Origin of the sequence: Marinobacter orientalis, assembly GCF_004792665.1 — a bacterium.
GTDB lineage: Bacteria > Pseudomonadota > Gammaproteobacteria > Pseudomonadales > Oleiphilaceae > Marinobacter > Marinobacter orientalis.
In genome coordinates this window covers 47,505-62,003 of the sequence record NZ_SRZX01000004.1, presented here as the reverse complement: position 1 = coordinate 62,003, position 14,499 = coordinate 47,505, and the positions used below count along the sequence as shown (strand labels likewise).

Below are 14,499 nucleotides of genomic sequence, written 5' to 3'. Positions count from 1 at the left end.
TTGCCAACAAGGTGGCGATTTGCTCAAGTGGGATCCCCGGACGGAAACCTGTGAGGAATACAAGGTCACCCCCCGCCCTGCCGGCTACAGATGGTAGAGGGGACTTTCAGTCTACTATCAGAAACCTTAAAAATGCCGGATTTAGACAGAGATTAACAAGCGGGTCAGAGCTTATCTGCACCAACAAGTTGTCCAAATCAAGGATCCATCTCATTCTTGCCGGCAGATAAAACAGAAGGCGATATAAGTTTCTGCGTTTGCTTCTGTTTGTTTATAGCTACGCCTGGAGGGGTTATCGGCCCAGCAATATTGAAACAACTGCGCGAGGAAACCCGGCCAGCCCACCTGGCCCTGGAATCCCAGCCACTAATGAAGAGACTGTTGTCCAGTCGGCTGACTGCAATGGAGTATGGCCAGCTAATACAATCCATGTTGGCGTTTTATCAAGCCCTGGAGTCACAGCTGGCTCCTGCTACAGCGGCCCTTCTTGAGCGACATCCAGATCCGAATTATCGGTATCTCCCTCGCGCGCCCCTACTGGCCAATGACTGTCGAGCGCTGGGTTGTGACTCCTCGGGTTTGATGCGGGGCCCCACAGAACTCCGGTTGGACGGCAGTGGGGCTTATCTGCTGGGGGTACTCTATGTGATTGAGGGTTCTACCCAAGGCGGTCGGTTTATTGCCAAACATCTGGCTCAAACACTGGGTCTGAATGAGAATTCAGGCGCGAGCTTTTTTAATATTCATCAATGGAACAACTCCTGGGCGGCTTTTCGCAGTTGGTTGAGCACGGATTTGGAGCGGAGCTACCAGGATGATACCAGGAGCATTATTGAGGGGGCTAATATGACTTTTTCAACTCTACATACCCACCTTGACCAGTGGCAGTTACTGATCCATGGGAGATAACGCACTTTATTCAGAGGCGGAGATAGAGGCAGCTCTCGCCGTTTGTGACAGTGAGCCGGTCCGTATTCCCGGTGCCATTCAGCGGTTTGGCGTTTTAATTCGCCTTGATCGGGAGCTTACCTGTGTTCAACAGGTGAGCGCCAATATTGAGGCTTTCCTCGGCGTTTCTGTCAAGGAGAGCCTGTTGGTGTCGCCTCAGATTCTGCTGGGCAAGAAAGTGCATCGCAGCTTGCGTGAAGGGCTTGCCAAGTGTGACCAGTTGCCCGCCGGGCTGGTGGTTGGCCGGGAAGCAGAAGGTAAAACCCGAAAGTTTCATGTTGCTGCCTTTCACTCCGGCGATTCCGTGGTGGTGGAGCTGGAACCCGTTGCGCCGCGAACCCGTTATCGCTGGCGATCGGTGGCCAATGAGCATCTGAAAACGTTGGTCCGTGGCGATACCGAAGCGGCCGTGCTGAATGAATTGGTAGCGGCGGTCAGGTCGATTACCGGTCATGACCGCACTCTCGTCTTTCGATTCGACGAACATTGGAATGGTCGCGTGATGGCGGAAAGTCATAACGAGCGATTGCCGTCCATGTTGAATCACCACTTCCCCGCCAGTGATATCCCCCCACAGGTGCGCGCGCTATACGGGGTCAACCAGCTGCGTTTTATAGCAGATACATACCAGGACCCCGTACCCCTGGTACCTTCTCTTGAACCATCCGTAGACCTGAGTTTGGGGGCTCTGCGCGCTGTGTCCCCCGTGCATCGCCAATATATGCAGAACATGGGAGTCGCCACTTCAATGTCCGTGGCTATTTACTCGAGCACTGGGCTCTGGGGCCTTTTGGTTTGTCACAAGCGGGATGCTGAAGTGTTGACCCCTTCCGGACGCGATAGCGTAGCGATCCTGGTGCGGGTGGCCGCCCAGCGCCTGTTTTTGCTGAAAGCGGAGGCTGAGGCCCGCTATCGGGATCAGATCCGCCAAAACCGGATAGTACTGGCGCGTGAAGTGCTGGAGCAAGGGCCAGAGCATATTCTCGCCGAACATGCCGCCGAGTGGCTGCGATTATTTCAGGCCAGCGGAGTGGCCTTGGTTTATCGCGATCATGCTTCCCGGCATGGCTGTACCCCGGTAAAATCCCAACTGTTTGATTTGGCAGCGTGGCTTGCGGAACAGTGGCGGGAACTCAACCCCTGGTCCACCATGAGCCTTGCGGAGGCCGGCTATCCGGGAGTCGACGACCTTGATTGTGGCTGTTGTGGACTGTTGGCCATGCCCTTGGTGATAGATGTCACTAGCCGCGGCTGGCTGTTTTTCTTTCGCCGGGAGCAGGTCGAAACGATCGACTGGGCGGGGGAACCGCAAAAAATACTCGAACGGCTGGATGAGCAACTGAAGCTCACGCCGCGACAATCCTTTGCCACATGGCGGGAAGAGGTGCGTGGGAAAAGCCTGGCGTGGCTGCCACAGGAGTTAGCGTCAGCCAGAGACATGGGTGACGATCTGGCAGTATTGGTTTCTGCTCATGAAGTGACTGATTTGAACGAACACTTGCGGTCAGAGCGAGAGGCGCTTGCTCGCGCGAACGACCATCTGCACGAGCTGGCAACCACCGATTCTCTGACTGGCGCAATGAACCGCTATCGAATCGAACATCTGGTACAGGTGTTCCTGGCCAATGCCGAACGCTATGGCGTTTCTTTTTCTCTGGTATTATTTGATATCGACCATTTCAAGGAGGTCAACGATACCTATGGGCACGATGAAGGGGATCGGATTCTGAAAACCCTGGTTAGCAGCCTGGAATCCTGCTTGCGGAAGGGCGATCAGTTGGGTCGCTGGGGCGGTGAGGAGTTTTTGGTACTGGTGCCCGGTACAGACCTCATAGGCGCCACAGAATTTGCCGCGAGACTTCGGGCCCGGGTTGTGGCCACAGATTTTGGTTTGCGAAACCCAGTGACGGTAAGCCTGGGAGTTACAGAGTGGATGAAGGGGGATAGCCTGAAAGCCTTATTGGTGCGCGCCGATAGCGCTATGTATCGGGCCAAAAACGCTGGCCGTAATCGAGTTTTTAGCGATAAAACTGAAGAGACTCGACACAGTGAATGATGGAGCGCGATCACCCTTTACTCTGCGTCGCTCGATCACGAAATCTTACCCAGAAGTTTCCCGGTCACTGCGCGCTAAAGTTCGCATAGGCAAGGTTGGTTTGCGTGGTCATTCTGTGGCCGTCGGTTATAAACTCCAGTAGGTTGTCAGGGACGCTCTGAGCAATTCTGCACAGCTCCATTCCGAAGGCGATTGTCATGACAGGCCGCTGTTACGCGCCATACCGCGTTACCAACGTCATCGGCCACCAGCAGACCTCCCTGCTTATCCAATGACACCCCTACAGGTCGCCCGCGGGCATTGCCGTCCGCGTCCAGGAAGTCCGACAGCACGATCCGCATCGGGCCGCTCGGGCGACCATCGGTGAAGGGTACGAAGACGACTTCATAGCCATTCAGTGGCCTTCGGTTCCAGGAACCATGCAGGCCGACGAACGCGCCCTCACCAAAGCCGGCCACACTGTTGTCGTTGAAAGCCAGACCCAAAGGTGCCACGTGGGCGCCAAGGGCAAAATCAGGTGAGACTGCGCGAGCAACCAGCTCTGGTTGTTGGGGGCTCACACGCTCATCCACATGCTGGCCGTAGTAACTGTAGGGCCAGCCGTAGAAAGCGTCGCGGCGGACCGATGTCAGGTAATCGGGAACCAGATCGCTGCCGAGTTCATCGCGCTCGTTGACAACCGCCCACAGCGCTCCCGTATGTGGCTCCCAGTCCAGCCCCACCGGGTTGCGCAGGCCTGAAGCAAATACACGGGTAGCGCCGGTGGCGGCATCGACCTCGAGTATTGCCGCACGCATGTGCTCGACATGCATTCCGTTCTCGGCGACGTTGCTGTTGGATCCGACGCCCACATACAGATGAGCGCCATCAGCACTGGCGAGCAGACTCTTGGTCCAGTGGTGGTTCAACTCGTCGCCCTTGCCCGGAAGGTCAGTAACCTTGGTTGGAGCAGCGGTGATCGTCGTCTCACCGCGCCGATAGGGCACTTTCAATAATGCATTGGCGTTGGCCACGTATAAGGTATCCCCGACCAGCGCCATTCCAAAGGGTGAATGCAGGCCTTGGAGAAAGACACTGCGGAATTCAGCCTTGCCGTCACCATCGAGATCGCGTAACAGGGTGATGCGGTTGGCGCTCGGGACAGCGGCTCCGGCGCGTTTCATGACCCAGTTCATGATCCAGCCTTTAATGCCGTCGATTCCGCTTTTTCCCGGTGGCGCGTTGGTCTCGGCGACAAGCACATCGCCATTCGGCAGGACATACAGCCAACGCGGGTGGTCAAGGTCCTCGGCAAAAGGCGTTACCTCCATGTCCGCGGCCGGCGTCGGAGTGGCGCCGTTTTTCCACCCGACCGCTGGCGCAATCTCAACGGTGGGAAACAGGTTGCCGGGCGGCTCGGGCAGCGCAGGATCAGAGCCGGTCCCGGCCTGCGCCGGCAACCGTGCGTGCCCCCCGCAGGCTGACAAAAGGACAAGCAGGGGTAGCAATGCCAATGCGAATGCCGTCCTTCTGAAGGTGCCGGCCCCGGCGCTGGATTGATATAGGCGGTGCCCAGGTTCGGCCGTCGGCAATCGGTGCCGTTCAATGATACGCATCGCCGGTCTCCAGGATTTTAAATTTTCCAGATCAATAACAATACTTGGCTCACGGAAACTATTTGGTAAGTCTTGGCCGCCGCACGCTCTTTTTCAAGCAAACAGTTCGAGCAGCGGATCTTGATTCTGCTCCCGGGTAATAATGTGGATCCCCGGTGGTCTTTCGATCGTGGGCGTCTTTACGTTCCTTACTTGACGATGATTCTGTTCTCAACCTCGCTGCCCGGACTGTGCTCGCGGGCTATGGCTTCGGCCCGCTCGCGTCCATCGCCGGTTTCGACGAAGCCCTCCAGAACGATGCGACCGTTGCGGATGTCCACGTCGATGGCCGCGCCGGCGAGGCCCGGTTCCTCCAGAAGCAGGGCTTTGATCCTCACCGCCTGGGGCGAATCCTGATGTTCGAGCCGCGCGGATTCGTTAACGGGGGCGTCGGCGCAGCCGCTGAGGAGTACCACTGCCACCAGAACGCCGGTCCAGTCGTGTCGGTTCATGGTCCGCCCTCCTTGCTCCGTATCGCCTCATGGGAGCGACTGACAAGCCCTTTACAATACTCCAGATCGGGATCGGTACCCGTTGTCAGCAAGGGCAGGAGTGCAGCAATGGGACCACTGAGGGCGCCGAGCACGGCGCCGATTCCGGCACGCACCCCGAGCTCCAGGCCACTGCCATGGACGCCTGGTTCAATATCATCGAAAGTGCCGCCCAGATGAAAGGGCGCACTCCCGGCAAGAACACTGGCATCCTTTGGGTGAGCGAAGACAGAGATATCCAGGCGCTCCGTGTTCAGGTCCATCTCTCCTCCGGCCGTGAAAGTGGTGTCCAGGGTATCGATAACGAGGGTGTCCAGTTTGGCGACACCGCTGCGCGCCTGGAGGTCGGCATAGGCGCACTCGATGGGAACAGGATCGCGCCGGCGCGCCCAACTGAGAAAAGCCTGGAGAGCGTCGAGTCCGGCCAGTTCCACGAGCACGGCATCGAGGCTGCCACCGGTCATCAGCAGAAGCAGGCCGCCATCAGCAGACGCCAGAAGCTCGGCGACCGATCGGCCCTCGATCCAGAACTTGCCACGCCCTCCTATAATGCCCATGTTGTCATCGGCGAGGTTCCAGTGCCGCAGGACATCGCTCAGCTCAACCCGTCGCATCTCCACCTGCATGGTGCCGACAGGGAGCCTGCTCCCGGCATCAAGGTCGAACACCAGATCGATGCTCCCTTTGCCGATGCCGAAACTGACCGGCTCAAAGCGGCCATGGCCGTTTTCCAGATAAAAATCAATGTCCACCTTGCTCAGAGGCAGATTCCCCGCCCGCACCGACTCTCCCCGATAGCTTATGTCGGCCGCCAGGGTTTGCCAGCCTTCGCCAACAAAGGGCGTGTCGGGCAGGATGAACCGGTCCTCGTTTTTCCGGGCGGTCTGTGTTGCTCCAATGATGAATCCCAAGTCGGCAATGTCGAGGGAGGCGGAACGCAGCTCGCCCGTCAGCCGTGGCGGACGGGGCTGCGTATCGAGGCTAAGCCAGCCATCGAGGTCACTGCCGCCGATTTCCCCTTTCATGTTCTCGAACGTCCAGCGCTGGTCATTCAGCTCCAGGTTGCCCGACAGTGAGTAAGGTGGCAACTGCGGCAGCGCCACCCCCAGCAGTCGGGTCAGGCGCTGGGGATTGGGGCCCTCCAGGGTGAATTTCAGGTTCTGACCCTGAAGGGCAAGAGGGCGCAGGAGTATGCCCTGCAGCCCGATCCGGCTACCGACAATTTCGGCCTCGAGATCCACGGCATAGGGACGATCGAGATAACGGGCGTGAAGCAGGGAGTCGCCCACCAGGGAGAGCGATGCCGGGTGGCCGTCGTAGCGCCCCGTTCCATCCAGGTGAAAACGGCGAACGCCATTCTCTCCCTCGGGGGTTGAAAGCCTCAGCGTGAGGTCAGTGTCAGCCTGAGGGGCCTCGAAGCGAAGTGTTGAGGGCTCCAGCGTCACCCGCCCGATGAACGGAAGCCAGAGGTCATTGCGCCTGTCGTCGGGCAGAGTATCGCGCATCTCAAGGTGCAGCTCCCCTGAAAATCTGCCCAGCCGGTCCTCCACCGGCGTGAAGGTCTCGACCAGCCCCGCCAGCGCAATATCGTCGAAGACTGCATCGAGGCTTCCAGAGGCCGTCTGACCGGTCACATCCAGAACCAGGCGACCCGTTATTGAGCCGTCGGCAAGACCAAAGCGCAGGGGATCGACTTCCAGCCTCCCCGCTTTCAGGCCAGCCGAGAGGGCAAGGCCCTGTAAGGTGGTGCCGTCGGCTAGCACCAGGCTGTCTGCCCGCAGCGCCAACTGCCCGTTAACGCCACGCAGCAGGTCCGGCAGGGAGTCCTCTTCAATTCCGGCACCTTCCGGAAGAAGGCGGGCAAGAACAATGTGCCCCGCCTCGAGGTCAGCCTGCACCTCTGTCCGCTCGACATTGTGAAATTCCACGCTGCCAGCGACAGAGGTCCCGCCTATCTCGCCCTTGAGCCCGGTGGCAGACCAGCGTTCGCTGTCCCGCTGCAGGCGACCTGCGAGGCGAAACTCGGGCAAGGAAGGCAGCACCGGTCCTACCCATGCCTCCATATCAAGAGCGCCCGAGGCGCCGAGCGCTACATCGCCGGCGAACGTTGAGGGATTCAGCAGCGAAGCGAGGCGGGTATCGACCCGGGCTTGCAGGTTTCCGGAGCTGGCCTCGGCCTCGAAGCGATAGTCCTCATCCAGCGCGATCAGGCCGGGCAGGGGCCCTCCCTTGATCGTCACGTTCAGTGGCCTGTCGCGGAGTGTGCCTTTTATGGCAAGTCGCAGTGGCGTCGACCTCCCGCTAGATAGTGTAAGATCGAGGTCGCCATCCAGGGTGTTACCCGGGGGAAGGGCGATGCCCAGCGTGTCCATGTCCAGCCCCTCGAATGTGACCTGCGCCTCTGACGAGAAGCTGTCGAGGTTGCCGGTCAGCTCGGCGTTGGTCTCGATCCTGCCGCCTGCGATGCTGGAGATGGCGTGCAGGCTCCCATTCAGCAGTGGAGCCTGGCCAGCGGTTTCCAGCTCGAGCTCACCGGTGATCCGGCTGTTGAGGGCGGAAACCTCGATGTTGTTGAGCTGCCATTCACTGCCATGGCGCTCAAGATGTGTCGCGAATTCGAGAGCGCCCAGTGACACAACAGGAAAATCCAGCCAGCGGGCCCAGTTGGCGGTTGCCGCCACGCTGAGCCCGGCTTCTGCCTGCAGGGACTTCAGCGATGGCGGATGGGGCAGAGTGAAGGTGCTCGTCAATCGGTCCCCCTCGGAGCCGACTGAGATCTCGCCACCGAATGGCTGCGTCTTGTCCAGCAGCCTCTCGAGTGGATCGGTCCTGGCCTCCAGATGAAAGCGGCGGTCTCTGAAAGTGAGTGTCGCCTCGGTATCGAGGAACGCTTGGTTACGCTGGATCTGCAGAGACTGAATTGTCAGTTCAGCCGGGGCATCGGCCTCCGGTGCCCGGTAGCGCACCTGCGCATCCGACAGGGAGAAATGGCGGATGATCACCGGTAAAGCCGGCTCTTCATCGGACGCAGATGACTGTACGGTTTCTCTCTCCGTCGTATCCCCGGATACCCAGTTGCCGGGGGCATCACGGCGTTGTTCCAGATGGAGGGTCAGGCCGGCCATCTCGACCACATCCAACACCAGCTTGCCAGTGAGCAGGTCGATAAGCGAAGGGGAGACGCTGAGACGCCGGGCCTCGAGCATGTGCGGTGAGGTCGCCCACTGCGGGTTGCCGATCCTGATCCCATGCAATGAAATCTCCGGGCGCGGGAGAAAATCGACCTTCACGTCGCCCTCGATGGCGACAGAACGCCCGGTCGTCTGCTCGACACGTTCGATGATGAGTGGCTTGAACATGTTCCATGACATCAGCCACACGGTGACAGCGACGAGCACCATGAGCAACAAGGGCGCGAGCCACCACCAGCGTAATTTCTTTGAAGATCCGTGCGACATTGGCTCAGCGACTCCCGGTCGACGTGGCGGATAACAAGCCCTATCCTTCGGTCTCCCACACGGGATTAACGCTGAAGTATAGCCTATCGTATTACGACTTCGATGATCAGATCTCCAAGTTACTGAACACCGAGTATCGCTGGAAGGATGCTGGTGACAGCCGTGAGGCAGCCAGACCGAGGATGCTCTGGTTTAAAGCCCTGTAACTGTATTTATTCAGATAATCCCTGCGGTGCGCAGTGCAAAGACGCCAATGGTTGCCGTCACGCTACTGTTTAGACAACCCGGGATCTCCTTCCGTCCGTGGGATTTTCTGGTTCGCCAGCACCAGTAACTCGAGTCGACTGGACACTCCAAGCTTCGAGTAGATGGCTGTCAGATGGTTTCTCAGCGTGTGTTCACTGATGTGCAGATCGTTGGCGATCAAGCGTGAAGGAGCCCCCGCACGGGTGATAATGGTTTTGTAGATAAACTGCTCTCTTTTTGTCAGCCGGTCCAGGATGCTCTCGGGCTTGACCTCACCAGCTGTTAGCCCCCGCAGTATTCGGCTGGTGACCAGACGGTCGAGCCAAAGCTCTCCCTGGTGAACAGCCAGAATTGCTTTTAGCAACGCATGGTCCGGTGCCTGCTTCTGAACCACCCCTTTGAGCCCCTTCAAAACCGCTGCATCAATCTGATCGTTGGTAGCAGTGCCCACCAGCGCGACGATGGAGACATGATCAACTTGGCCTAGCAGGCTTAAACACTCCTGACCGAGGGCGGAATCCAGATCCGTCACGATGACATTTGCGTCAAGCCCGTTCGCCTTTGCAAGGCTCTCCATATCCGATATGGCACCTTCCCACTCCAGATGAGGAGCGTTTGACCAGACAAGTCTCTCCAGCCCGAGATTAAGAATCGAGCAATCGGAAACTGCCAGTACCCGTGGGGCTGATCCAGTCCTTTGTGATGCCACGTCGCTTCCTCCGAGAGGGGGAGCCGGGAGGTATGTCCTGCTTTTCTGAAAATATTTTAGTCCTTTCTGCCTACAAAGATAGGGAGACGTTCCTCAGGCACGCCCATCGGGCATTACTTAACATTATTCAGGGCTCCTCCGAAATTGCATCTCGGGGTTATTCCGGACGACCTCAGAAACGGAGTCTCGGGACGCCCTTGGAAGGAACAGAAAACCGTCAGGGTAATCAGTGTGCTGGGAGAACTGATATGGAAGCTAAATCAAGGACAGTGCGGGCCCGCCATCACCGTTTGCGGTGCGTAGTGCTGGCGTCACTGTTGGTGCTGGGATCATCGGGTACACACGCCCAGGAAGTTGCGCCCCTGAACCAGGTTACAGTCCCCGATGTGAATATGCTGGGACTGCTGGATGGAACCGGCAACGGGGCATGGTTGCAGGTTACGGAACCGGAAAGAAAGGAGGCATTGCAGGCTCTGGGCAAAGCTCTGTTCTGGGATATGCAGGTTGGCGGGGATGGCGTCACTGCCTGTGCCACCTGTCATTATCACGCGGGCGCTGACCACCGCCGTAACAATCAGCTGAGCCCGGGATTCAAGGGCGGTGATTTTGTCCTTGACCTGTTGGCGGTCAATCAGGCCCTGACCTCGCCCCACTACGATGGCGCGAATGACGTGGGTACCATGGTTGGCTTTCCGGTCAATGAATCCCATCTTCTGGCTCTGGGCTGGAGTGTTGATGCCCCGGATGGAACACCAGGTCGTGGCCCGAAAGGAAATCCGAACCAGGACATCAATGATGTGGCCTCATCCCAGGGCGTCCGGGCCGGAACCTTTGCTGGGCTGTCAGGGGGCCGGGTGGATTATGCTCTGTTGGCGGACACTGATGAGGGCTTTGACGCCCTGTTCACTGCTCTCGGTCCCGGAATACCAGCCACTGCGAGAAGGGTTGAACCGCGCAATGCTCCGACCGTGATCAATGCCATCTATAACCTGAGAAACTTTTGGGACGGTCGAGCTGATACTTTCTTTAATGGCGTAAGTCCGCTGGGATTCCGCGATCCGGACGCGAGGGTGAAAATCTATGTAGACGGGCAGATTAAGGACGAAAAACTGCTGATTCCGTTCTCATCCCTGGCCTCTCAGGCCGTTGGCCCGCCCCTGAGTGATTTCGAGATGCAGTTCGCCAATCGGAAGTTTGCCCACATAGGGCGTAAGCTTGCCGGCCTCGTACCGCTGGCCGATCAGATGGTTGCCTGTAACGATTCGCTGCTTGGAGCGTTGTCGGATTGTAGTGGTACTGGGCGGGGCCTGACCGTTACCTATGGAGGCCTTATCCGGGATATCTTTGATGAACGGTTCTGGGGAGATGGCATTGGTGCGGATGTGTGCCTGGCTGTCGATGACACCCAAAACCCGCCCGTGTCTCAGGTTGCCTGCACGGACCCAAGAACGGACTTTACGCTGCTGGAGTACAATTTCGCTCTGTTCTTCGGTCTGGCCGTCCAGGCCTATGAGGCGACCCTGTTCACGGAAAATACCATCGTTGACCTGCTGGCAGGTGGTGTGGCTACGGGCAGTGTGACCAGTGGAGCCGGGCGGCGAGCGGTCACGATTGATGTCACCGGAATGCCGCTCGAGACCTGCGTTGACTTGCTTGCAGGCAACAATAATGCAGCCGCAGTCGACAATGCCGAGCAGATTTGCACCGCGCACTATGCGAAGTTCATTCATCCTGGGGCGGTTACGGGCGCGGAGTCTGGAAATACCGAATTTCCAGTGCCTTCAGGTACAGCAATTGGCGGTTGCATGGATCCTCTGACTTGCGCTGAATCACCTAATGAAGCCGTTGCGATCAATGCGTTGTTGAGCATCGAACGGGGTGCGGGACGGTTTTTTGCAGGGGCCACCGCGTGTGCGGTCTGCCACTTCAACCCGGAATTTACCGGAGCGACTGTCTCAGCATTGACCGGATTTGGGGCGGCGCCGGTTCCGCCGCTGCAGCCGGGCCAGTTGCGCAAGGAAGCCCTTGAAGTTCCCATGGAGCGCATGATTGCTTTCAACGGGCAGGCCCACGTATACGATGCCGGGTTCTACAACATTGGTGTGCGGCCCTCTGTCGAGGACCTGTCTCTAGGCGATGCGGTAAATGGAGTACCCCTGTCTTTTGCCAGGTTGCGGGAGGCGATCCTGCTGCTGCAAAGCGGGCAGAACCTGCCCGATAATCTGGACGAAACGGCGATCAGTAAGATTGCTGAAGTAATCGCCGCGGGAGAGCTGCTGATTCCGACTTCTCCGACCGATCTCACCCCGCGGGTATTCGATCTGGCATTAGCCTGTGGACCCGGACTGGTGGGCAATGGCAATGCACAGGAGCAGCGAAATGGCGATCCCAACAATAATCCTAATACCAATCAGTGCATCCCGGACGTGATTCCCGGGGAGAAAATCCTGATGAATGGCGCGTTCAAGACCCCCGGTCTGCGCAACGTGAAGTTTACCGGTCCGTACTTCCACAATGGCGCCAAGAAAAACCTGCGACAGGTGTTGGAAACCTACAAGACTGCAGGTCATTTCCCGACGATCAATTTCAACAATCTGGATGCGGGCATGAGGATTTTTGATCTTGGCCCTACCGACGAGGCCTCCGTGATCGAGATGATGGAAACCGGTCTGACCGATTGGCGTGTTGCGCATGATTCAGGCAAGTTTGATCATCCGGAGCTGTGTATCCCTCATGGGCATGATCCTGATACCGGCCAGACGTTGCTGGTATCCATTCCCGCGGTCGGGCAAGGCGGACATGGCGATCGGCTGCAAACCTTCGAAGAGCAGCTTGAAGATATACCGGGAGCACACAGCCTGCTTGAGCCGTGCTCAATGCCGGATATAGCCGATTTGGCGGGCAGATCATTGATCGATATCCCGCTCCAGCCTGTCGCGGTAGAGTAACAGGCAAATTGCCTGAATAGAAAATCAGTGCCAGGGTGGATCGAGCTGGCAGGCGCGGTCCGCCTTTTCTTGTCCCTCCAGCGGAGGTGCTGGCCCCTGCCATTATTGCGTTGATTAGCCGCAGCGGGGCCTATATCAGCCCTGCGCCGCGCAAGATGAATACCCCCAAAGTCACAGTAATGCTGGCCATCAGGGTTGTCAGAGCCACAATGTTGGCAGCCAGGCGATCGTTGCCACCCAGTGCCTTGACCATCACGAAGCTGGCGGCTGCCGTTGGGCTGGCAAAGAACAGGAACATCAGCCCGAGTTCCCGGCCTTCAAACCCGGCCAGCCAGGCGGCCAGCGTGCACAGTACCGGCAAGGTGACCATCTTCATGGCGCTGGCACTGATGGCCAGCTTGCGATCACTGCGCATGGCACTTAACGACAAAGTTCCGCCGATACAGAGCAGCGCCAGGGGCAGGGTCAGGGAGGCGAAATAATCGCCGCTGGTCATCAGCCACGCGGGCAGGGTGATCCCGGACCAGGCAAATGGCACGGCGACTACGACAGCGAGAATGAGGGGGTTGCGCACGATATCCCGGAGAATCCGTCTCCAGCTGGCAGCTTGCCCCGGTTGATAAGTGGTCAGCACAATGACCGAGAGAGCGTTGTAGGAAATGATCACCACGCCCAACAGCAGACCGCCCGCAGAAAGGCCGTAGTCGCCGTAAAGGCTGGCGGCCAGCGCGAGGCCGACGATACCGCAATTGCCCCGGAAGGCACCCTGGACATACACGCCCCGATCAGTCACTGGCACGGCTCGTAGCGCCCAGAGCCAGCAGAAAAGGAAGCTGGCCAGGGTGGCGATTACGAAAAATCCCAGCAGCGCAGGGTTGAGGGTAGTATCCAGGTCTGCACGTATGATGCTGAGGAATACCAGGGTGGGCAGAGTGGCCCGGAATACCAGTGCAGACGCGGTATTGATGAAGGTGGCGTCTATCCAGCCCAGGCGCCTGAGGCCCAGGCCGATAAACACCATGGCGAATACCGGCAGGGTGATCTCAAGGGTATTCAGGAAGGTGTCGAGGAGCGGCATCCTGGCGGTGGTTACCGGGTCTCAAAGCCGGTGAATTCACCAGTAGCCGGGCCCTCGGTGGCGTCGACCCTGTCCACGTCGGCCGCGGGCGGGCCATCGTTACACCATCGCTGCAGGGATGCCAATGCAGTCTGCGGCCCCTCGGCTATCACTTCCACACGTCCGTCAGGCAGATTTTTCGCGTAGCCGGTCACGCCGAGTTCCTCTGCCTTCTCTGCTGCCGAGGCGCGATAGTAGACGCCCTGCACCTTGCCGCTGATCCGCATTGTCAGCCTCTGATGGCTCATGGTCTGTTTCTCCCTTTTTCCGGTAAATGCTATACGGTGACTGTCTACAGTTTACGCCACACCAGCAATCGGTTGTTGGCGGGCATCTCATGGTCACTTTCGAGCCGGAATCCCGTCTGCTCTGCCAGTTTCAGCAGGTCATCCATATCGCGGATGCCCATGTGTGGTGCCTGCATGCGGAGATGCCGATCGAACTGACGATTGCTGTCGCTGGTATGCTTTGCACCGTAGCTGAATGGGCCATAAAGGCAAAATGGCATCCCCGTTCTCATCCGCTTTGCGAGGCCGGCGAACATCGCCTCCACTTCCTCCCATGCCATGATGTGGGCGGTGTTCGCAGAGTAAGCGCCATCGATACTGTCTCCTGGCCAGATCCCGGAAGCCACATCCAGCTCAACGGGCAGACGTAGGTTGTCCAGGGCGGCTTCCCTGATTCTGGCACGGCAGTGGGCGGTGGCACCAGGACGGTCGCTTGGCTGCCACACAAGATGAGGCAGTGCCGATGCGAAATGAACGGCGTGCTGGCCGGTACCCGTGCCGATTTCGAGTATTGTGCCCGGGGCGGTAAAGGTGTTCCTGATGCGGTCAAGTATAGGCTGCTTGTTGTTCTCGCAGGCCTGGGAGAAAGGCTTGTCGGGAGCCAT

General features: G+C 58.5%; 10 protein-coding genes. 3 read left to right on the top strand and 7 right to left on the bottom strand.

What is annotated here, in order from left to right; translation table 11 throughout:
• Nucleotides 1–216: 216 nt before the first annotated feature.
• On the top strand, nucleotides 217–909 hold the full coding sequence (locus DIT72_RS18565; RefSeq protein WP_135955550.1) for a biliverdin-producing heme oxygenase: 693 nt from the start codon (nucleotides 217–219) through the stop codon (nucleotides 907–909).
• Complete coding sequence (locus DIT72_RS12310; protein WP_135955549.1) at nucleotides 899–3,004, top strand: sensor domain-containing diguanylate cyclase; 2,106 nt, start codon at nucleotides 899–901, stop codon at nucleotides 3,002–3,004. The genes DIT72_RS18565 and DIT72_RS12310 overlap by 11 nt, the downstream gene beginning before the upstream one ends.
• Nucleotides 3,005–3,150: 146 nt before the next feature.
• Here DIT72_RS12310 and DIT72_RS12305 read toward each other — a convergent pair whose 3' ends face one another.
• The 4 genes from DIT72_RS12305 to DIT72_RS12290 all read right to left on the bottom strand — a co-directional run bounded on the left by DIT72_RS12305 (nucleotide 3,151) and on the right by DIT72_RS12290 (nucleotide 9,410).
• Nucleotides 3,151–4,497 carry a PQQ-dependent sugar dehydrogenase gene (locus tag DIT72_RS12305; RefSeq protein ID WP_228260810.1) on the bottom strand — a complete coding sequence of 449 codons (1,347 nt, stop codon included), beginning with the start codon at nucleotides 4,495–4,497 and terminating at the stop codon, nucleotides 3,151–3,153.
• A 290-nt stretch (nucleotides 4,498–4,787) separates the two neighbouring features.
• Nucleotides 4,788–5,090 carry a BON domain-containing protein gene (locus tag DIT72_RS12300; protein ID WP_135955547.1) on the bottom strand — a complete coding sequence of 101 codons (303 nt, stop codon included), beginning with the start codon at nucleotides 5,088–5,090 and terminating at the stop codon, nucleotides 4,788–4,790.
• The gene (locus DIT72_RS12295) at nucleotides 5,087–8,587 is read right to left on the bottom strand and encodes an AsmA family protein (protein WP_135955546.1); all 3,501 of its coding nucleotides are present in this window, start codon (nucleotides 8,585–8,587) and stop codon (nucleotides 5,087–5,089) included. Before DIT72_RS12295 ends, DIT72_RS12300 begins: the two co-directional genes overlap by 4 nt.
• 268 nt (nucleotides 8,588–8,855) lie before the next feature.
• Entirely contained in the window at nucleotides 8,856–9,410 is a 555-nt protein-coding gene (locus DIT72_RS12290) for a response regulator transcription factor (protein ID WP_135955545.1), read from the bottom strand.
• A gap of 380 nt (nucleotides 9,411–9,790) precedes the next feature.
• Here DIT72_RS12290 and DIT72_RS12285 point away from each other — a divergent pair, with 380 nt between their 5' ends.
• Nucleotides 9,791–12,490 (top strand): cytochrome c peroxidase, encoded by a 2,700-nt coding sequence (locus DIT72_RS12285; protein ID WP_168355055.1) that lies wholly within the window; start codon nucleotides 9,791–9,793, stop codon nucleotides 12,488–12,490.
• A 130-nt stretch (nucleotides 12,491–12,620) separates the two neighbouring features.
• Here DIT72_RS12285 and DIT72_RS12280 read toward each other — a convergent pair whose 3' ends face one another.
• Genes DIT72_RS12280 through DIT72_RS12270 form a run of 3 tightly spaced genes read right to left on the bottom strand, consistent with a single transcriptional unit; the run spans nucleotide 12,621 to nucleotide 14,499 of the window.
• Entirely contained in the window at nucleotides 12,621–13,568 is a 948-nt protein-coding gene (locus tag DIT72_RS12280) for an AEC family transporter (protein WP_135955543.1), read from the bottom strand.
• A gap of 11 nt (nucleotides 13,569–13,579) precedes the next feature.
• Nucleotides 13,580–13,855, bottom strand: a complete 276-nt coding sequence (locus DIT72_RS12275; protein WP_135955542.1) for an acylphosphatase — start codon at nucleotides 13,853–13,855, stop codon at nucleotides 13,580–13,582.
• Nucleotides 13,856–13,899: 44 nt separating this feature from the next.
• Nucleotides 13,900–14,499 (bottom strand): DUF938 domain-containing protein, encoded by a 600-nt coding sequence (locus DIT72_RS12270; protein WP_135955541.1) that lies wholly within the window; start codon nucleotides 14,497–14,499, stop codon nucleotides 13,900–13,902.